The following is an 18,929-nucleotide window of genomic DNA, read 5'->3' as shown; positions in this document are numbered from 1 at the left end:
GTGGACGTACGCCTTGACATGGAGCTGGCCCAGTTCCGTACGCAGATCAGCGAGGCCATGGCCGAGGGCGGCACCCAACCACTGATCCGATTAACCGACGAGGAACTCGCCGTCCTCGACCCCGAAGAGACCCTCGTCCCCAAGCCTCACCTGTCCACCATGGACGCCCAACAGCGCGAATGGGCCATGGCCACGGCCCTGCGTTCCCTTGTCGCCCGCGAAACCATCGAGATCGACAACATCGAGGACCTCGCCGCCACCCTGCACGGCGCCCCGGCGTCCACGGTCGACATGCGCATCAGGATGGACGTCGACCTCGCTCTCACGCTGCGCCGTACCGCGGACCGTGCCCTCGTGATCAGGCAGCGCAGCGGCGCCGGTACCGCCTTCGCTCACGTCCACATCCACACAGCGAACCTGCTCCTGGTGGAGCGCATCACGGCCGGCGGCATGCACGTGTTCACCTTGGCCAACAGCGTGCAGGACGCGGTGGACCTCGTACAGCCACTGCTGGATCCCTTCGGCGTGGCCGACCGAGACGGCCCGAGCATCCCCCTCGACCCCTCGGCCCTGGAACCCGAGCACGTCGGCCCCCTCACCGCAGTAATCGACAACGCCCGAATCGTGGCCGAACTCGTGCTCCTCAGCGACCCACCCGGCCCAATGATCACGACGTACGCCACCGACCGCGCCGTCTGGGCCGTGATCGTGGACAGCCCGCACGCGCCAACCGGCATCACGGCCAGGCCGGTGAGCCACGCCGCCCTCTCGGCCGCCATCGCCGACATGCTGAGCAGTCAGGAAGCCGACCGTGCCTGATCGGTTGAGCGAGTGGCAGGCGGACATGCGCGTCATCGCCGAGGCCGCTGACGGCATCGAACGCACCCTGCAAGCCGTAGACGCCACCTGCGACAGCAGCATCTGGGCCGGCCCCGCCGGGGACCGCTTCCGGGACGAGTGGGCTCAGCAGCGGGTGGCGATCCGAGCAGCGCTCAACGACGTCAGAACGCAGGCACAGGAGATCACGGCAAGGGTGAAACGCGAGGAAGAACAACGCCTCATGGGCAACCCGAGCGGACCACGCGCAAGCGCTTACTGATCAGCGATCACTTAGGCTTCTCTCCTGCGGTTGCACGCATGCTGCTCCGCTGCTGATTGCGGCGAGCACCTACCACGAACCGACGGCATAGCCCCGAGTCGAAGACCTCCGATACGACGATAAGAGGGCATCCTGCTACGGAGTCGACTCCAGCCCCGTGACGGCCAGGTCGCCAACCGGCCCATCTACGTGGCGCTGGCGGTGACCGTCGACGGCGAGCGCGACATCCTCGGCTTGTGGGCCGGCGACGGTGGTGAGGGCGCCAAGTTCTGGCTGCATGTGCTGACAGAGATCAAGAACCGCGGCGTGGCCGATGCGCTGATGGTGCATCTGGCCGCAAGCCGTGGTCCAAACGCGTGTCGTTCACCTGCTGCGCGCCTCGTTCCGGTATGCGGCCCGCCAGCACTGGGACGCCATCGCCAAGGCGCTCAAGCTGGTCTGCACCGCCCCGACCGAGGCGGCCGCGCTGGAGCGGTTCTACGAGTCGCCGAAACGTGGGGCGACAGGTATCCGGCGATCGTGAAGTTGTGGGAGGACGCCTGGGCCGAGTTCGTGCCGTTCCTCAACTCCGACACCGAGATCCGCCGGGTGATCTGCTCGACCAATGCCATCGAGTCGGTCAACGCCCGCATCCGGCGGGCGGTCAAGGCCCGCGGCCACTTCCCCAACGAGCAGGCCGCGCTCAAGTGCGTCTACATGGCGATCACGAGCCTGGACCCGACCGGCAAGGGCCGCAAGCGCTCGATCACCCGCTGGAAGGCCTCAAGCGGCGGCGCGGCGCGCCGCCGTACCCGGCCCTCAGTCGCCCCGCTGGCCGCGCATGCGGCCTGGGGGCCGGTCACGGCCAGCGGCAGCCCGGGTCGTACGCCGACCCACACCCCGCCGTTGACCGAACGGACCCGCCGACCCGGGCGCCACGCCGCCATTCGCGTGCGTCATCAGTGCTGGATCAAGCCGCCGACCGGGACGGGATCCGCGTGGCCGGTTGCCGGAAGGGTCTGCGCCAGAGCGAGACCGACATCGACCAACGATGATCGGCGGAGGAACTCAACGTCGGAAAACGAGGTCCAGACCGACTCAGCGGTTTCGCCGTTCGGCTCAGGTCGGAGTTGGCCACCAGTGATCCGGACCCGGTAGAAGATGCCGACATTCTGATGCTCGATGCCAGCGCGAGCAACGGCAGCGGGGATCACACGCGAGTCCACACCCAGCAGACGTTCAACAACCCCGTCACAGCCGGTCTCCTCAGCAACCTCCCGGATGACCGTGTCGAAGGGGTCCTCCCCGTGCTCGACCTTCCCACCCGGAAGGGTCCAGTGCCGCTCACCGTTCGGTTTTACGTAGTGAGCGAGCAGCACTCGCCCGTCCTCAATGCACACGGCGTATGCCGCCAGTCGGAAGCTCATTGCCGTACGCTACGTCAGCGCTCAAGAACCGCACATCACGTTATCGACCTCGGTCGATTCCTGCCTCCGGCGGGGGCACTCTGGCTCCGGGATGATCATCGCACCAGGACTCTGGGCCGTGAAGTGGCTGAGGTGGAAGCCAGGCAGGCGAGGTGCGCGCGTACCCGCGCACGGGTACATCGTCGCCGTACGTTGCTCGGGACCCCTGGACATGGGATCTGGGCCTGAATCAAGGTTTCGCAGTGAGCGCGGCGGCGTGGTCGCCTCGACGGCCTACACAGAGGTCTGGCAGGAAGCCCGCACCCTCGCCCTCACACCTGCCCAGGTCGCCTCACCGCTCGCGCGGCGGCCGTACGATCTGCGGCATGCGGCAGTCTCGCTCCGGCTGAATGGCGGCGTACCGGCTCCGGAGGTGGCGGCCCGTGCCGGTCACGGGGTGGACGTCCTGCTCAGGGTCTATGCCAAGTGCATCGACGGCCAGGAGGACATCGTCAACCAGCGGATCGTGGACGTACTCACCGCATGAGATCACGAACGGCATCGCTCGAAGGGCTCCGGCTTCCCCTGGGGCCTTTCGGCGTTGCAGGGGCCACGTCATCCCGCACATACTCCGGATCATGGGCCTCGACCTGGGGAAACGTCCCCGGATCCATCCCGCGTATATCCCGTGACCACCGACAAGCGGCCGCTCAGGGCGGCATCTGGCTGCATACCCCTGAAATGCAGAAGAGGCCCCGTAGGGCCTCTGAGCTGCTGTTACTGCTGGTGGCAGGCGCAAGGTTCGAACTTGCGTAGGCTGAGCCGACGGTTTTACAGGGCGTCACCCGTTCCGACCATCTACGGCCTCTGACCACCAGTGCAGCCGTACGGAGGATCGCTGGCCTCAGAGATCATTCCGTGCATATTCCGGATCACGAGAGATGCGCATCACGCCCCGCTGGTACATGCCTCAGTTCGGAACCGGACCGCAACCACGTTGTTCGGTGAGCCGTGCTGAGGAACGAAGCACGGATCGTCGATCGCCCCCAGCAAGCTACGTCGGCCAGCCACGCCGTGGCGATCGTAAGGGCTGCATCTGTGCGGCGGGGTGGCAACCCCCGGTCAGTGCGCTCGATCAGCTCATGTCCGTTCCGGATGAAAGATGATCAGGCTTCCACCTCAGCAACTCACGGCTCTGGCACTCGGCACGGCGATCATGCCGGAGTTGGAGGCCCCGCCAGAGGCTCTATCTGCGGCGGCGCAGCATCGTCGTGGCCAGCCAGATGATGGTGGGCAGGAGGATTAGCAGCACCACGAGGCCAATCGCGAGAGCGAGTTCGGCGTCGGTCCATAGCCAGATTGCGGGCTCCTCGTTGTCCACGCTGTGAGACTATCCGCTTTGAGTGCCAGCCGGGCTACCTCTGCCAGCGCGGCCCGAGCACGGCGCGCGCGAGAACGGCCCCCAGGCCGCACGCGCAGCGTGCGGCCGAGCGCAGGGCCGCGCGGCGGCGCGGAGCGCCGCCCTTGATACCTATGAGAGCAACTCGGCAAAGGCGAACGGTTTCCAACTGTCCTGTCTCGCTTGATGGTTGACACTCTGGCCTCGCTTGATGCTTGACACCTTGATCGTTATCTGTGCCTGCTCGTGGCGTTATCGGCGCTTCGGGGGAGGCTCAGGTGGCATTGGTGGAGTTGAGTGTCGTGGAGCAGCGCTATCACGCGGTGATCGAGGTGTTGTCGGGGGCGAAGATCACTGACGTGGCCGGACGGTATGGGGTGTCACGGCAGTCGGTGCATGCCTGGGTGCGCCGATATCAAGACGATGGCCTGGCGGGACTGGCCGACCGGTCGCATGCACCGAAGGCGCATCCGATGCAGACACCGGCAGCTGTTGAGGCGTTGATCTGCGAGCTGCGGCGGGCTCATCCGCGGTGGGGGCCGCGCACCCTGTTGTGGGAGCTGGGCCGGCGCGGGGCGGAGCCGTTGCCGTCGCGGGCGAGCATCTATCGGGTGCTGGTGCGCAACGGGCTGGTCGACCCTGTTGCGCGGCGGCGCAGGCGCGAGGATTACCGGCGGTGGGAGCGGCCGGGGCCGATGCAGTTGTGGCAGATGGACATCATGGGCGGGTTGCTGCTGGCCGACGGCAGCGAGGCCAAGCTGATCACCGGGGTGGACGATCACTCGCGGTTCTGTGTGATCGCTTCGGTGGTGGCGCGGCCGACCGGGCGGATGGTGTGTGCGGCGTTCGCCGAGGCGATGCGCGGCTACGGGGTGCCGTTGGAGGTGCTGACGGACAACGGTAAGCAGTTCACCGGCCGGTTCGGCGGGCCGAAGGCGGGTGAGGTGCTGTTCGAGCGGGTGTGCCGGGAGAACGGCATCAAGCTGCGTCACACCGCCCCGAGAACCCCGACCACGACGGGGAAGATCGAGCGTTTTCATCAGAGCGTGCGCCGCGAATGGCTGGATGAGGCGCTGCCGTTCGCCTCGATAGAAGCCGCCCAGGCCGAGACGGACGCGTTCGTGAAGCATTACAACACCGCCCGCCCGCACCAGGCGCTGGACATGAGCTTCCCCGCCGACCGGTTCTTCGCCGAGCGCAGCGACGGACAGCGCCGGGCTGAGCGGGAACTGCCGCTGCAGCTGCCCGCCGCTCTGACCACGGTGACCGCTTCCGATCCTGAAGCTGGGCCTGCGCCCGCGACTGTCCCGATCCCGGCCGGCGACCATGGTGATCAGCCTGAACGGCCCGAGCCCGTTGTGCGGACCTCGGTCGATCCGCTGTCGCGCCAGGCGATCGAGGTCGATCGGATCGTGCCCGCCTCGGGCAACCTGTCGATCGGTGGCCAGCAACTGTGGCTCGGCCCTGACCGGGCGGGCCTGCCGATCACCATGTGGATCAGCACGCAACGGCTGCACGTGTTCACCACCGGCGGCGGCAGGCTCAAGAGCGTGGCCTCCCGGCTGACCGTCAAAGACCTGGCCGCGCTGCTCGCCTCCGGGCAAGCCCGCCCGGCAGCCAACGAGCCCGTGCCCGAACCGCCGATCGAGGCCAGCGCCGTCGAGATCGACCGGCAGGTCAGCTCCATCGGCACCATCAGCCTGGCCGGCCGAGCCCTGTGCATCGGCGCCCACCTGGCCGGCCGGCGCGTCACCGTGCGCCTGGACGGCATCACCGCCCGCGTCATGGATGAAGACCGCCAGCTGCTGCGCGCCGTGCCCTGCCCGCTCCCGCTCGCCGAGTGCCTCACCCTGCGCAACGCCCGCCCCGCCGGAGCACCGCCCACCTCCCCGGCCGGGCCCGTCACCGTCCAGCGCGTGGTCTGCAGCCGCGGCCACTTCCAGGTCGTCGGCCAGAAGGTCCAGGTCGGACGGGTCCACGCCCGCAAGATCCTGGACGTGACCGTGGACGACACCCACATCACCGTCCACGACAACGGCGAACCCATCCGCGTCGTGCCGCGAACCACCACCCAGGAGATCACCCGGATCAAGTCCCAGGCGCATACTAAGAAGCGAAAGATCGGCTAGGAGTGTCAAGCATCATCCGATGCCAAAGCGTCAAGCATCAAGTGAGACCAGACACGAACGGTTTCCAACCATCCCACTCTATGCGTGCACCAGCAACGTGAGCGGCCAAACTTCCCGATGCTTAACCTTCCACCTCCGAGTCGGGAGATCCAGTTGAGGGCTGCCGGAACGTGCCTGGCCCCAACACAGGCCCCGGGTCTCCAAGTAGGTGACTGACGCGCCGCGCGAGCTCTTCGACACTTGTGTGAAGGATGATCCTTTCACCAGAGAGGTCCATTGCCCCCATACTCGCTCCTGCTAGATCCTCAATCGCACGGCTGATCTCAGCTCCTTGCACCTCTTCGAAACCAACTTGAGTAACAACCGTCGCCTCTACGAACTCTTTTGTGCGAGGCCGGTCGAGTAGGCGGTTCTCCAATATCGTCAAGGCGCGAACTACGGCTCCGTATAGGGCCCGATTGTGTGGCCTTTCTTCAGCCAACAGGTCCCGAACCGCAGCCGCTACGTCTGCCGGCCTGAAATGATTCAGCACGATGTCTAGAACATGACGCGCCGTTAGATGTCGCGTCTCGACTGCTAGAAGCACGTCTGCGAGCTGCTGAACGGTCCAGCATGATATCTTCAGTTCTTGAGCGCGCCGCGCCGCCGCATTGTCGTCGTCTGAGTCGCCGGGATAGGCTGGCGCGACCAAGAGACACCCATGCGCGTCCTCGTTGACTACGTGTTCCATCAGACCGGCGAAGTCAATTGCACTCAAGCTAGGAACCTTGGAGGATGATTTCGCCTCAAGAGTGATAAGTATAACGCCCGTCGGATAGTCGGTGAACCTTGCGAGACCATCTGGGTTTCCTGCACCAGAGAGATGCTTCGCGACGAAGCCCAGAGCGCGAGCCGCAACTACGAGGTTGGTTTCTAGGTCGCGCTCATCATCCATCGAGGCAAGGAGTCCTTGAGCGATCGCTCGAAGGGAATAAACATTATCTCTGGTGAGATTTCGCAGGAGCAAATCTCGTTGCTCCAGCACCTCACCGATGACATCAGCCGATAGTCCTCGCTCACGGAGATACACCTCCAAGAGGGCCTCAGCGCAGACAAGGTCTTCCAGAAGTTTGCTGGATGCTGCATCACCGTCATATGCGCGCACAACATCATGATCCGCATTGAGAGTGAATGTTGCGTTGAGAGGATCGAAGGCCACCATCCGGGCCGAACGACCGAGACCGACTCGCTGATAACGATATATGCGATCGACATCCGGATTGTACAGCGTACTAACAACCTGTGACAGGTCATCATCCTGCTGCACGTCTAGGTAGAACCAACTCCCATCCGCCTCGGCCCCGCTGCCATCCTCTCCTGCTCTTTTTTCCGCAGCTGTTGCTGTCAGCGCGTCGGCCGTAGGCCTTTCGACAAGCCTTTTCTTGTCTACAAAGTCCCTCTTACCCTCATTCTTCTGCTTCTCGGCCTTAAGCCCCTGGCGTTGAAGTTCACCATATCGTGAACGCGCTTCATAATAGATGGCTTCAAGGAGGGCTGTGAACTTGATCCGCAGCCCTCCTTGCTCGATCCCTTCGCGTGGCGCGGTGATGATCGCATCTAGGTCATCTGCAGACACTTCCGCACGGAAGCGTGAGAACACCTCGTAAGAGAGGGGCCGCATACCAAAAAGCGGATCGTCCGTATCTACGAGCCTGTCTCTGACTCGGACGAAAAAACCATTTGAGCGAGCAATATCATCGCTCTTACCATATAGAGATTGGCGCGTGACAAAGGCGTCACCGGTAACGCCGCTAGGAAAAGAAGAGCTGACGAGAGCGTCGCCTTCGACGCGCCAATCTTCATCATATTTGTCGTTCAACGCGTCGATTCTAGACTGCGCTATGTCGACAATCGAGAAGGTGATCAGCTTTTCGAGATTTTCCTTGGATGAGTGGATTTGATCGCCATTGACATAGCACCGGAATTCGCTACCCAAGGGCATAGCAGTTGAGAGCACCCATAGGAGCCTTCCGTGTTTCATCTCCTGGACCGAGTTCTTGAGCTCTTCAAGGATCACAAGGGTCCATTGCGGCTCATCGCTCAAGCGCTGGGAGTCTATGCCCACCGTTTGAAGGTTTCGAGTGAAATCCTCTTCGGCCATAAGCTCGCTTAGATCTACGCGGCGTACAGGGAGACTCACAGGTACCCCAGCACCTTGTGGGTCTGACATGAACTTCCGGTAGTCGAGCGTGGTAGCCCGCACGTCTTCGCTGCCGTCAGTACGAGTTAGATACGTAACCCTATAGGCGAGCGAATAGGTTGCAAGTTTTCCAATGCCGAACTTGCCAATTTGCTTCCTGGCGAGCCGTGATGAGATTCGGCCTTCTTCAGCCTTCTTCGAGTGGCCCACGTGCCACAGATCAGCTAGGCCGGCGTGGTCCATGCCGCTTCCGTTATCGAAAACATAGACGGCATTCAGGAACAGACCGTCTCCTCCGCCAGGGATTCCGATCCAGCATTCAGATGCGTCCGCATCGTACGCATTGACGACCAACTCTTCGATCGCCTTGATGGGTGACTTGTACAGCTGTTGAGAGAGGAGGCCAATGAGTTCGCTGGAGAGAACGACTTTAAGGTCATCCTCCGCATCGCCGAAGTCACGAATCCGATCGGACAAACTGGTCATGCAGGCTCGCCTCTTGTAGGGATATGGGCTACTCCTGTGCTAGTATCACGCGAGCCTTCACTCGTCAACGGGCAGTAATCGGCTTGGTAGCGTTTTGTTGGACTCCTGCGTCGAACAAGCGTTCATTTTGCCTGGTGTCGAGCTGTTAGAGAAGTTGGTTCCCACCACGAGCATCCCCGTGCGGGGGTGCTCGTGTCGACGTCGAGGCGGAGATGCATGAGCAAGCACCCAGAGCGTGAGGTCCCACAACTGGCTCTGGAAGGGCTCGTTAGCAAGGCGACGCACCAACTGTTCCGATACCCGGCCAAGTTCCATCCGCCGGTCTGCAAAACACTGATCAATCGGTACACAGTTCCTGGGGATGTCATCCTAGATCCGTTTGTAGGTAGCGGAACGGCCCTTGTTGAATCGGCGCTAGCACGGCGATATAGCATCGGAATCGACGTGGATCCATTGGCAACCCAGATATCACTGGCGAAAACGCGTGCTTACGATATTTCCGAGATTAGGTTCCTTGCTGCTGAGCTTCACAGTTATCTCAAGAACGTAGAACGCGCGCCTGGCGACTACGAACGTCTCATGTTCGACGATATTCCCGAAACCGACTACCGGGCCACGATAACCGCAGAGGGGCTTTGGGTTCCGGAGATTCCTCGACTTGATCATTGGTTTCGTCGATATGTGGTTATCGATCTTTCCCGCATCAAGAAGGCGATCGATTCTCTCACGGCGTCCGACAAGGCGCGCCTTTTCCTAGACACCATTTTTGGATCGATCATTCGTAATTCGTCGAATGCTGATCCCGTTCCGGTGTCAGGTCTAGAATATACGAGCCACATGAAGAAGCGGGATGCCAAGGGGCGCCTAGTCAACCCGTTCGCCCTTCTGCGGGGAGCTCTGAAGCGCTCCATCTCGGCCGTTGAAGAATATTCAGTTCTACAGGACGATGACGCCTTCGAACCCATCGTCCACTGCGCAAACTCCACTGGACTCAGCGGCCTGATATCAGGCAAAGTCGACGCCGTCATCACCTCGCCGCCTTACCATAATGCGGTCGATTATTATCGCCGCCACCAATTGGAAATGTTCTGGCTCGGCCTAACAAACTCGCAAGCCGAGAGACTCGCCCTGCTCCCTGGTTATATTGGCCGTCCGAGAATCGCAGCCAAAGACCCACTGCTATCTTTGCCATGGGAGCCTAAAGAGTTCGCTCGTGATCTCGAGCGCCGCATGTCGCAGGTGAGCCAGCAGCGAGCAACGGACTTCCGCCATTATGTTACAGCTATGACGCAGGTCTTCGAAGAATTGGCTCGTGTACTACCGGGTGGCACGCCAGCCGTTTTTGTTGTTGGCCACTCAACATGGAACGGCGAAGAGATATCTACACGCAGACTTCTCGAAGAGCTCGCCTCTTCGAACTTCGCCCTTGAGGAACAATTTTCATATCCGGTGAAGAATAGGTACATGTCCTACTCTAGGAAAAATGCTGCGAATATCGATAGAGAGTACGTTCTAACATTCAAACGGCTGTAACGCGAAGCGTAAGTATCCCTAGTGCGCGAATATGTGCAGCGGATCAGGCTTGGTCTTGGCCGAATGATGGGGCTGTAAGGCGGCTGTCCCAACGCTTGTACGTGAAGGACATGCTGGCTTCGATGAGCGGCAGGCTTCACACACCGCACCTCGTCGTAACAGGAGGTTACTAGCCCCTCTCAGCTGGAAGGCATGTACCGAGGGGGTCCAAGACGATAGCTTCGCGGGTGTGGCTAATGACGCTGAGCTAACGCGTTGGATCGTGCATGGGGAGCGCCTGGTCTACGACAACCGGTGGATCCGCTTGGGGCTAGCCGATGTGGAGATCCCGGGCGGGGAACGGTTTGAGCATCACGTGGTGCATCTAGATCGGGCCGCGATTGCTGTGGTCGTCGACGAACAGGATCGTGTGTTGCTGATGTGGCGACATCGGTTCGTATTCGACCGGTGGGGGTGGGAGCTTCCGGGCGGCCTGATCGAGGCCGGTGAGGATCCAATGGTCACCGCGCTGCGCGAGGTTGAGGAGGAGACCGGGTATCGGCCGGAGAGTCTGGAGCATCTGGTCTCATATCAGCCGATGGCGGGCATGGTCGACTCCGAGCACACCCTGTTCGTGGGGCGCGGGGCCGAGCTGGTGGGCAAGCCTGAGGGCGAAATTGAGGCCGACCGGCTTGAATGGGTCCCTATGAGCGAGGTCCCGGGCATGATTGCCCGCGGGGACATCTGGACGTCGGGCACCTTGATTGGGTTGCTTCAGGCTCAGGTGTGGCTCAACGGCCGAGGGCGCAGTTGACGGCTTTCGACAGTTCGTCGATGCGGCGACGTTGGCGGCGGCTGCCCGTCATGGTGGCCAGTTGCTGGGCGCGTTGGATGTGGGGCAGGGCGGCTTCGGGGTCGCCGGCGGCCAGGAGGGCGTGGCCGAGGTCGCAGCGGACGCCGGATTCGGCTCTGTTGTAGGTGCCGTCCATGCCGGCGAGGGCTGAGCGGAGGTCTTCGGCGGTGTCGGGGTCGCCGAAGCGGACGAGGCAGTTGCCGCGCCAGCGGGCTACATGGTGGGCGTTGATGGACAGGTAAGGCATGTCCGGGTCGCTGTCGCCTTCGGGGAGAAGGGCGTTGGCCTGGTCGAGAGCTGCGCGGCAGGTGGTCTCGTCGCCGAGGATGGCGGCGGCTTCTGCTTCGGCGGCTGAGAGCCAGGTGCGGAGTCGCGCCGGTACGTGGTGGCGGTGCTGCTGGTGCACGTGTTGGAGGAGTTCGGTGGCTTCGGCGGGGCGGCCGAGTTCCATGAGGACGTATGCCTGTTCGCCGGAGACATAGGCCAGTAGGGCCGCGTCGTCAGCCTCATAAGCGGCGGCTTTGGCGCGCTCGTAGTGTGTCCAGGCGTCGTTGAGGGCCAGCGTGTTGATGGCCTGCCAGCCGGCGAGTGAGGCGGTTTCGGCGAGGAGGTGGGCCAGTTGGGTGCGGAGGCCGGGGCGGATGGCGTGGCGGTGGGCGCGCTGGATCTGGGCCATCTGGGCGTGCATCTTGTCGGCGATGGCGAGTCCTCCGAGGCGGCGGTCCAGCAGGCGGAGGTTGTTGGTGTCGGTGCGCAGGATCATGACCGTGGTGTCGTCTACTGCTGAGGCGGCGTCCAGGCGGCCGAGGAGTTCGGTGGTCTGTTCTTCATGTTCGTCGTCGTGGTCGCCGGTTGGTGAGGCGATGTCGAGCGGGGCCAGGCCGAGGAGCATGCGGGCGTGATCGGGCAGGCGTAGGCCGGCGGCGATGCGCTCGATGACGGCGAGTTCTTTGATCGTGCTGGTGCCGCGCAGGATGGCGTTGACGCGGGGCTGACCCAGGCCGGTGGCGGTGCCGATGCGGACTTGGCTGGCGCCGTATTTGGCTGCGATACCGAAAAGTCCGGCGATGTCGCGTTCTTTGAGAATGTCGCGGGTCTGTTCCTTCTCCCAAACGGCCACGGGTAGTTCGATGGGGTCGAACGCGCCATTCTGCATTGCTGACCTCCGGCTTTTCATGCCCGGACGATTCATTCCCTCGCGCGGCGGAGCCTATATCCCAAGGTCGTATATCAGCGTGAGATAGGTCTGAAAAGTATCGGCAATCATGCTGTCCGACATGACAACGCCAGTCAGATGTACAGAGTGCGACGGGCGGGGCTGGAAGATCGTCACTCGGCGCGGCCATGTAGCGGCCACCGGGTTGGGTCTGGCAGCGTCTGCGCAAGAGGACTGCCTGCACTGCCCTGGGCCGGCCCAGACACCGCAGGAGCGGTTCGAGTGGGAGGTCCGCATCCCCTCGGAGCAGGGCGATGCCCTGGGGTCGTGCGGGTCCTCGGCTTTTCAAGCCACGGCGATGGACGAACTGCGCAAAGCGATGCGGAGCGTGCCGGATGACGTCTCTGTCCGGGGCAGCATCGTGCATAGGGTCTTCGACTTCGGCGCGGGTTCTGACGCTTTGTCCATCCGTCAGATCTTCCGTGCATATCGCGATCCGGCAGGTTCCGTCATGTTTGAGCGGATTGTCAAGTGACCGCGCCCATGCTGATCAGCAGCGATTCCTGTCGATCCGCAACGTTCCTGCGACAGGAATTGTGCCGCCATGGAATCGATGCCGATGTCCATGATGGTTATGGGCTGGCGCTGGTTTCGGTCTGGGTGGGCTTGGTCGTCTGGTGCGACGGTGGGCGGTTCTGGTGGCGTACCGGATGGAATCCCGACCGTCACCGGGTCATTTATGCGTGGCACCCGGCGAATGATCCTCTCGGGGCGGCTCGCCGGGTGGCGATGCGTTACGCCGAACTCCGGTCTCGGCAGCCTTCGGAGCCATCGTGAGCCGCCCGAGGTCGCGCATCGGCTGGAAAGCGACGATCGTGGACACCTTCCACAGCCATACACGCACCCAAGCTCATCACTCGGCACTGGTCGGGCGTCAGGGCGTGGTGGCGGCGGTTCTGAGCAACGGCACGACGGCCTTGATTCAGCTCGACGGTCTTGCCTGTGAACTGCCCAATGGCATACGGCGCTGGCCGCTCCAGTGGGATGACCTCGAACTGAAGGAGCCCACCACGGTCGCTGGTCCCCCGGCGCTCGTGACCGGGCTGAGGAAGATGGGGCAGTTGGTCGAACTGCACGCCGTGAAGCCGGGCAGCAGAGTGGCGTTGTGCTCATCGCCGGCCCGGCCGCTGCCAATGTGCGGTTGGTCGGTGCCCTTCTCCGCGACCGCGCCCAGAGCGTGTCCCACATGCGTTGCCATGGTGAAGGCTCTTGAGCCGGTTACATCCTGCTGCCCTTTGGACGAGGGCCACTGACAGACCATTGCCTCAGCCGGTACTGTGCTTATGCGCACAAGTGGAAGAGTGAACGGGCGGTTGAGATGGGCATGGATTTCGCCCCACCCAAGTACGCGCAGGTCATGCGGACGATCCAAGAGCGGATCGAATCGGGCGAGTACGCTCCGGGTGACATGCTGCCGTCTGAGACCCAGCTCGTGCGTGAACTCGGCGTCGGCCGGACCACTGTCGTGCGTGCTCTCCAGACCTTGGCCATGCAGGGGTGGATCGAGCGTGAGCACGGCCGCGGGTCGTTCGTCAAAGGCCGCCCGCAGAGCGCTGCCGAGGCCGTACGACCCAGCCTGAACACAACCGAGCAAGGCGAAGACGCTGATGCGGTCCTGGAGGCAGGGCGCGTACCGGCTCCCCGCCATGTCGCACGCCTGCTGGGTGTCGCCGAAGGAACCCCGCTGATCGCACGGAAGAGAGTGGCGCGGCAAGCCGATGTGGTCTCGGCGGTAGAGACGATCTGGGTACCGCTGGAACACGCCATCGGCACCGACCTGGACAGACCTGAACCCTTGCGGCGGGGACTCCGCCAGCATCTTCAGTCGGTCAAGCATCTACGCTTCGACCACATCACCGAACGGGTCAGCGCACGCAAGCCGACCGAAGAGGAAGCGGAACTGCTGGGGTCGTCCAACCCGGTCCTTGGGGTGCTGGCCACCGTGCATGATCCGGCCGGCGACGTGCTGATGGTGGTGAACCTGGCGCTGCCGGGGAGCCTGCACGTCCTCGAAGATGTCTTCAAGGTGAGCTAACTCTTACTCGCCACTTACTGCTCAACCACTTGTGCGGACGAGTTGCGATCACTTACTCTCAACTCATGCGGACAAGTGGACGAGCGAACGAAGAGCTGTCCTCCGCTACTGAGAGGAACAACATGGCCATCCAGGGACCTATCCCCGTCACCTACCCCATGGTCTTCCCGCACGGCTGCTACATCGTCGGCGAGGTCGAGCCCGTCAAGGACTTCGACGCCTCGACGAACGGCCGGTTCGTGCAGGCCCGCGACAAGCAGACCGCAGAGCTGGTCTGGCAGGTCGCGGTCATGGACGGTGACCCGACCCTCAAGCCCGCCCAGAAAACCGTGGCGGTCAAGATCCTCGCGCCGGTCCAGCCGGTGCCGCCGCAGCCCATGCCGGGGCTGCCGTTCACGCCCGTCGAGTTCGACGGCATGTCCGTCACCCCGTACGTCAACGCGGCCGGACGCCTCGCGTACTCGATCAAAGTGCGGGAAATGCACGCACCCCGCCAGCTCAACCAGCCCGCCCAGAGCAAGGCTTCGGCCGGAAAGGAAGCCGCCTAAATGACCCGACGCCGTACGCCACGGAACAGCGTGATCCGGCTGACCACCGGGCACGCCGCCCACACGCTCAACCACCCGTTCCCGCGCCGTCAGCCCGTCCTGGCACTCGACTTCGGCGCCACCTCCGTCCTGGTCACCACCCACGGGGCCGTCACGAAGGAAGACCTGGAGTTCGCACGCCAGCTCGCCCGCGAAGCATCGCGCTTCGCCCGCTCCCTGGAACGCAGCTTCTACGGCCTCCCGGACGGGCGCAGGGTGGCGGCATGAGCGAGCACCGGCCCTACACCTACGTCACCTTGTCCATGCGAGCCGACTCCGCGCCGCACGTCAGCGTCTCCTTCCACACCGCGCGCCTGAAGGTGCGTTCCGGACTCCTGCTCAGCAACCCGCGCCCCTACCTGGACTTCACCTCCCACGAGGCGAACGTGCACATCTCCACCACCGGGGCCGGACCGGTCACCGACGACGACCTGACCATGGCCCGCGAGATCTTCCACGCCGCTGCTCGCTACCTGGCCGACTGCGAGCAGCTCCACGCCGAACAGGCCAGCAAGCACGCCGGCGACACGGCGGCCTGACAGATAAGGCGGGGCCGCTGGAAGCGGCAACTTCCGGCGGCCCCTCGGTTCTCCCCTGACTCCACATCACGAGAGGTTCCCAGCTTATGTTCAAGCGGCTGCCTGGCGACGAGGCGCGCAACCTCGTCTCCACCACGCCCGACACGGCCGTCGTCTTCCGTCCGGCCGTGGTCACCACTCCCGCCATCCTGACCATCGTCATTCTCGTCTGGCGTGTGCTCGCCGGACTCGTCCGCATGATCTGGCGTCACCCCATCGCGACCCTCGTCCCGGTGGCCCTCAGCACTGCCTGGTACTTCTACGGCTGGCCTGCAACGGCGTCCCTGTCCGGGTCAATCGTTCTGGCCCTGATCTCGTGGGCGTTCCTCGACCGGCCGTCGTTCGCCCGCCTCGTCGGCTACCGGCTGCTGGCCTGGTGGCGGCTCGTCTGGGTCTACCGCCGTCACTGGCAACCCGTCATGATCGTTTCTGGTCTCGGCCGTCACCTCCGGGGCCGTGACTACCTTCCGCGCCTGGGCAAGGTCACGTGTACCTCGTGGGCCGACCTGGTCACCGTGCGCATGCTCAAGGGCCAGGCGGTCAAAGACTGGTCCGATCGCCTCGACCACCTGGCCCAAGGCTTCGGCGCGACGTCGTGCCGGGTGTCCCTGTCTCACGCTGGTCGGCTCACCCTGACCTTTCCGCGCAGCGATCCACTCTCCTCGCCCCTCCCGGCGCTTCCCATACCGCAGGAACCGACCGTGGAGCCGGTCGAGATCGGCAAGCAAGAGGACGGGCGGCCATGGCGGCTCAAAGTGCACGGCACCCATGTCCTCGTCGCGGGCGCGACCGGAGCCGGCAAGGGGTCAATCATCTGGTCCGCCATCCGCGCCCTCCTGCCCGCCGCCCGTGCTGGCCTGGTCGAGTTGTGGGCGCTGGACCCCAAGCTGATGGAACTGTCCTACGGACGCACTCTGTTCGGCGATCGGTACGCGGCCACACCGGAAGAGTGCGCCGACCTGCTGGACGAGGCCGTGAGCGTCATGCAGAAGCGGGCCGCCCGCTTCGCCGGTCTCCAGCGCTCCCACACCCCCACCATCGATGACCCGTTCGTCCTGGTCGTGGTCGACGAGGTGGCGTTCCTGACCGCGTACCAGTCCGACCGGCAACTCCGGCAGCGCATCTCCGCCGCGCTGGCCACCCTCACCACACAGGGCCGCGCGGTCGGCGTCGGCGTCCTGGCCGCCCTCCAAGACCCGCGCAAAGAGGTCATGAACATCCGCAACCTGTTCCCCGACAAGATCGCCCTCCGGCTGGACGAGTCCGAACAGGTGGACATGGTCCTCGGTGACGGCGCTCGCGATCGGGGCGCGCTCGCAGATCACATCTCGCCGATTCCGGAGCTGGGCGCGGGCGTCGGCTATGTCCGGCTGGAAGCCAGCCCCGAACCCGTCCGGGTCCGCGCCGCCTACGTCTCCGACACCGACATCCGCGCCATGGCCGCTCAGTTCGGGGAGGCCGCGTGAAGATTTGCTTCCACGGGACGGCCGATGAGATCAGCCTGGTCGCCGCCCGCCCGCTGATGGTCCTGCTGACTGCCCGTGACCTCCCCCGCATGCGCGTCTTCGAGCTCCACCACTCCCGCATCCACGCTCACCCCCACCGGGAGCACTACCGACTCTGCGCCCTCATGACCGAAGCCACCGGCGAAGGGAGGACCGCATGACCCACCCGCACGACCGCGCACTCCCCCGGGCCGTACGCCAGTCCATGCCGATGGCTCGGGATGTGCTCGTGGAAGTCGCCAAGCAGCACGGCGTCTGCATCCGGCCCATCCCGCTCAAGCGCCTCGACACGTACACCGGCAAGTGGGAGATCATCGACGTTCCGTGCGGCGCCACCTTCGACAGCAAGTGCCCGCCGTGTGCCAAGCGCAACAAGCAGCTCCGCAAGGCTCAGTGCCGCGAGGGCTGGCACCTCGACGCCGAACCCGCAATTACCCCGGACGAGCCGAACGAGGAACAGCGCTGGCTGGTCGAGTTCCGCGCCGATGTCCACGCCCAGCGCGAGGCCGCTGAGAAGGCCGGCCACGAGACCGCCGAGTTGGACGAGCTGATCAGCGGCCTGGACGAGGAGATCAACGCCGCCGGGATGCGCGGCAACGTCCTCGGTCGTACCGCCGCAAAGCGCTCCCGCTCCACGCGGCGACGACAGGACGCGCCTGACCTGCCCAAGCGCAAGATGGCCCACACCACCCTGGGACGCACCTTCCAGGGCAGCGACGGCAAGGTCTACCGGCCGTCCCTGTTCGTCACACTCACCCTGCCCTCGTACGGCAAGGTCCGCGACGGCGTACCGCTCTACCCGGACGCGTACGACTACCGGCGTGCCGCCCGAGACGCCCTGCACTTCTCCAAGCTCGTGGACCGGTTCGTGCAGAACCTGCGCCGCGTCGCAGGCTATGACGTGCAGTACTTCGCCTCGGTGGAGCCTCAGAAGCGGCTCGCCCCGCACCTGCACATGGCCATCCGCGGCACCCTCCCGCGAGCGGAAATCAAGCAGATCGCCGCCGCCACCTACCACCAGGTCTGGTGGCCACAGGCCAACGAAGTACGCTTCGACGCTGACCACCTACCCGTCTGGGACGAGCAGGCCGGCTACCTCGACCCGGCCACCGGAGAAGTTCTGCCCACCTGGGACGAGGCCCTCGACGCGATAGGCGAGGACGCCGAACCCCTCCACATGATCCGCTTCGGCGAACAGATCGACGTGCAAGGCGTCTTGGCCGGCACCCCAGACGCCGACCAGTGCATCCGCTACCTGTCCAAGTACCTGACCAAGTCACTCGGCGACGCCCTCGACGGCGGCCAAGCCCAACGCGAGCACGCCGCCCGCATGCTCGACGCCCTCCGCTACGAACCCTGCTCGCCCACCTGCCCGAACTGGCTCCGCTACGGCGTCCAGCCCAAGGGAGCCAAGTCCGGCATGCAGCCCGGCCGGTGCCGTGGTAAAGCCCACAAGCCCGACCACCTCGGCTACGCCGGACGCCGCGTCCTGGTCTCCCGCAAGTGGAGCAACAAGACCCTCGCCGAACACAAGCAGGACCGCCGAACGTGGGTCCTGGAAGCCCTTGGACAGACCGACGGACCCACCGATCCACATCGCTACATCTGGCGCCCCGTCCCGGCCGGTGACGCAAACGTGCCACCCCTCGCCGCCAGGCTTCTCCGCTCCGTCCACGAACGCCAACGCTGGCGCGCTCACCTCCGCGAACTGGAGGCCAGAGCAGCCGGACAAGATCTTTCGGCAACCGAGGACATGGCGAGGGCCGCATGAGCAAGCACGACGAACTACTGACCGTCCGCCAGGTCCTCGACGAACTCGGCGGAGTCTCCCGACGCACCTTCTACCGCTGGCGTGAGATCGGCAAGGCTCCCCACGGCATCCGCCTGCCCAACGGCGAACTCCGCATCTACCGCAGCGAGCTCAACATCTGGCTGGAGTCCTTGAGGGAGGTCGCGTGAACGCCTC

The 18,929-nt window shown here is 64.2% G+C and carries 20 protein-coding genes and 1 pseudogene; 17 read left to right on the top strand and 4 right to left on the bottom strand.

All coding sequences use genetic code 11. From position 1 onward, the window contains the following. The 3 genes and pseudogenes from ABZW11_RS21925 to ABZW11_RS21915 form a co-directional block, all read left to right on the top strand. Window positions 1-819 carry a hypothetical protein gene (locus tag ABZW11_RS21925; protein ID WP_355419780.1) on the top strand — a complete coding sequence of 273 codons (819 nt, stop codon included), beginning with the start codon at window positions 1-3 and terminating at the stop codon, window positions 817-819. Then, a complete protein-coding gene (locus tag ABZW11_RS21920) occupies window positions 812-1,099 on the top strand; it encodes a hypothetical protein (RefSeq protein WP_355419779.1) in 288 nt (95 codons plus the stop codon). Before ABZW11_RS21925 ends, ABZW11_RS21920 begins: the two co-directional genes overlap by 8 nt. A 147-nt stretch (window positions 1,100-1,246) precedes the next feature. Then, a pseudogene (locus ABZW11_RS21915) lies at window positions 1,247-1,864 on the top strand (transposase); the annotation flags it as partial. A gap of 173 nt (window positions 1,865-2,037) precedes the next feature. Here the strand turns inward: ABZW11_RS21915 and ABZW11_RS21910 are convergent. Next, window positions 2,038-2,505 (bottom strand): NUDIX domain-containing protein, encoded by a 468-nt coding sequence (locus ABZW11_RS21910; RefSeq protein WP_355419777.1) that lies wholly within the window; start codon window positions 2,503-2,505, stop codon window positions 2,038-2,040. A 256-nt stretch (window positions 2,506-2,761) separates the two neighbouring features. On the opposite strand from ABZW11_RS21910, the gene ABZW11_RS21905 reads away from it, so the two are divergent. Then, a complete protein-coding gene (locus ABZW11_RS21905) occupies window positions 2,762-3,031 on the top strand; it encodes a hypothetical protein (RefSeq protein ID WP_355419775.1) in 270 nt (89 codons plus the stop codon). A gap of 699 nt (window positions 3,032-3,730) precedes the next feature. Here the strand turns inward: ABZW11_RS21905 and ABZW11_RS21900 are convergent. Then, window positions 3,731-3,865 carry a hypothetical protein gene (locus ABZW11_RS21900; protein WP_355419773.1) on the bottom strand — a complete coding sequence of 45 codons (135 nt, stop codon included), beginning with the start codon at window positions 3,863-3,865 and terminating at the stop codon, window positions 3,731-3,733. 311 nt (window positions 3,866-4,176) lie between these two features. On the opposite strand from ABZW11_RS21900, the gene ABZW11_RS21895 reads away from it, so the two are divergent. Further along, entirely contained in the window at window positions 4,177-6,012 is a 1,836-nt protein-coding gene (locus tag ABZW11_RS21895; RefSeq protein WP_355419891.1) for an IS481 family transposase, read from the top strand. A gap of 121 nt (window positions 6,013-6,133) precedes the next feature. Here the strand turns inward: ABZW11_RS21895 and ABZW11_RS21890 are convergent, their stop codons facing one another. After that, a complete protein-coding gene (locus ABZW11_RS21890) occupies window positions 6,134-8,677 on the bottom strand; it encodes an ATP-binding protein (RefSeq protein WP_355419771.1) in 2,544 nt (847 codons plus the stop codon). A gap of 216 nt (window positions 8,678-8,893) precedes the next feature. Between ABZW11_RS21890 and ABZW11_RS21885 the strand changes: the two genes are divergently transcribed. Both ABZW11_RS21885 and ABZW11_RS21880 read left to right on the top strand, forming a co-directional pair. After that, complete coding sequence (locus ABZW11_RS21885) at window positions 8,894-10,210, top strand: DNA methyltransferase (RefSeq protein ID WP_355419770.1); 1,317 nt, start codon at window positions 8,894-8,896, stop codon at window positions 10,208-10,210. Window positions 10,211-10,439: 229 nt separating this feature from the next. Continuing rightward, entirely contained in the window at window positions 10,440-11,003 is a 564-nt protein-coding gene (locus tag ABZW11_RS21880) for an NUDIX hydrolase (RefSeq protein ID WP_355419768.1), read from the top strand. On the opposite strand, the gene ABZW11_RS21875 is transcribed toward ABZW11_RS21880, so the two are convergent. Then, window positions 10,981-12,198, bottom strand: coding sequence for an XRE family transcriptional regulator (locus ABZW11_RS21875; protein ID WP_355419766.1), 1,218 nt, complete (start codon window positions 12,196-12,198; stop codon window positions 10,981-10,983). The genes ABZW11_RS21880 and ABZW11_RS21875 overlap by 23 nt on opposite strands. Window positions 12,199-12,556: 358 nt before the next feature. On the opposite strand from ABZW11_RS21875, the gene ABZW11_RS21870 reads away from it, so the two are divergent. The 10 genes from ABZW11_RS21870 to ABZW11_RS21825 all read left to right on the top strand — a co-directional run bounded on the left by ABZW11_RS21870 (window position 12,557) and on the right by ABZW11_RS21825 (window position 18,922). Next, window positions 12,557-12,733 (top strand): hypothetical protein, encoded by a 177-nt coding sequence (locus tag ABZW11_RS21870; RefSeq protein WP_355419764.1) that lies wholly within the window; start codon window positions 12,557-12,559, stop codon window positions 12,731-12,733. A gap of 298 nt (window positions 12,734-13,031) precedes the next feature. Further along, window positions 13,032-13,511, top strand: a complete 480-nt coding sequence (locus ABZW11_RS21865; protein WP_355419762.1) for a hypothetical protein — start codon at window positions 13,032-13,034, stop codon at window positions 13,509-13,511. 65 nt (window positions 13,512-13,576) lie between these two features. Then, window positions 13,577-14,293, top strand: a complete 717-nt coding sequence (locus ABZW11_RS21860; protein ID WP_355419760.1) for a GntR family transcriptional regulator — start codon at window positions 13,577-13,579, stop codon at window positions 14,291-14,293. Window positions 14,294-14,415: 122 nt separating this feature from the next. Beyond that, window positions 14,416-14,841: a plasmid replication, integration and excision activator gene (locus tag ABZW11_RS21855; RefSeq protein WP_355419758.1), complete on the top strand. Its 426-nt coding sequence runs from the start codon at window positions 14,416-14,418 to the stop codon at window positions 14,839-14,841. After that, a complete protein-coding gene (locus ABZW11_RS21850; protein WP_355419756.1) occupies window positions 14,842-15,108 on the top strand; it encodes a hypothetical protein in 267 nt (88 codons plus the stop codon). Then, on the top strand, window positions 15,105-15,419 hold the full coding sequence (locus ABZW11_RS21845) for a hypothetical protein (protein WP_355419754.1): 315 nt from the start codon (window positions 15,105-15,107) through the stop codon (window positions 15,417-15,419). The genes ABZW11_RS21850 and ABZW11_RS21845 overlap by 4 nt, the downstream gene beginning before the upstream one ends. An 86-nt stretch (window positions 15,420-15,505) precedes the next feature. Continuing rightward, window positions 15,506-16,924 (top strand): FtsK/SpoIIIE domain-containing protein, encoded by a 1,419-nt coding sequence (locus tag ABZW11_RS21840; protein ID WP_355419752.1) that lies wholly within the window; start codon window positions 15,506-15,508, stop codon window positions 16,922-16,924. Next, the gene (locus ABZW11_RS21835; protein ID WP_355419750.1) at window positions 16,921-17,124 is read left to right on the top strand and encodes a hypothetical protein; all 204 of its coding nucleotides are present in this window, start codon (window positions 16,921-16,923) and stop codon (window positions 17,122-17,124) included. Before ABZW11_RS21840 ends, ABZW11_RS21835 begins: the two co-directional genes overlap by 4 nt. After that, the gene (locus tag ABZW11_RS21830; RefSeq protein ID WP_355419748.1) at window positions 17,121-18,734 is read left to right on the top strand and encodes a replication initiator; all 1,614 of its coding nucleotides are present in this window, start codon (window positions 17,121-17,123) and stop codon (window positions 18,732-18,734) included. Before ABZW11_RS21835 ends, ABZW11_RS21830 begins: the two co-directional genes overlap by 4 nt. Then, window positions 18,731-18,922, top strand: coding sequence for a helix-turn-helix domain-containing protein (locus ABZW11_RS21825; protein ID WP_345394610.1), 192 nt, complete (start codon window positions 18,731-18,733; stop codon window positions 18,920-18,922). The genes ABZW11_RS21830 and ABZW11_RS21825 overlap by 4 nt, the downstream gene beginning before the upstream one ends. Window positions 18,923-18,929: the final 7 nt, after the last annotated feature.

This window comes from Nonomuraea sp. NPDC004580 (genome assembly GCF_040609855.1).
Lineage (GTDB): Bacteria > Actinomycetota > Actinomycetes > Streptosporangiales > Streptosporangiaceae > Nonomuraea > Nonomuraea salmonea.
Note: the sequence above shows the minus strand (reverse complement) of the source record. Positions and strands in the feature narration are given on the sequence as shown.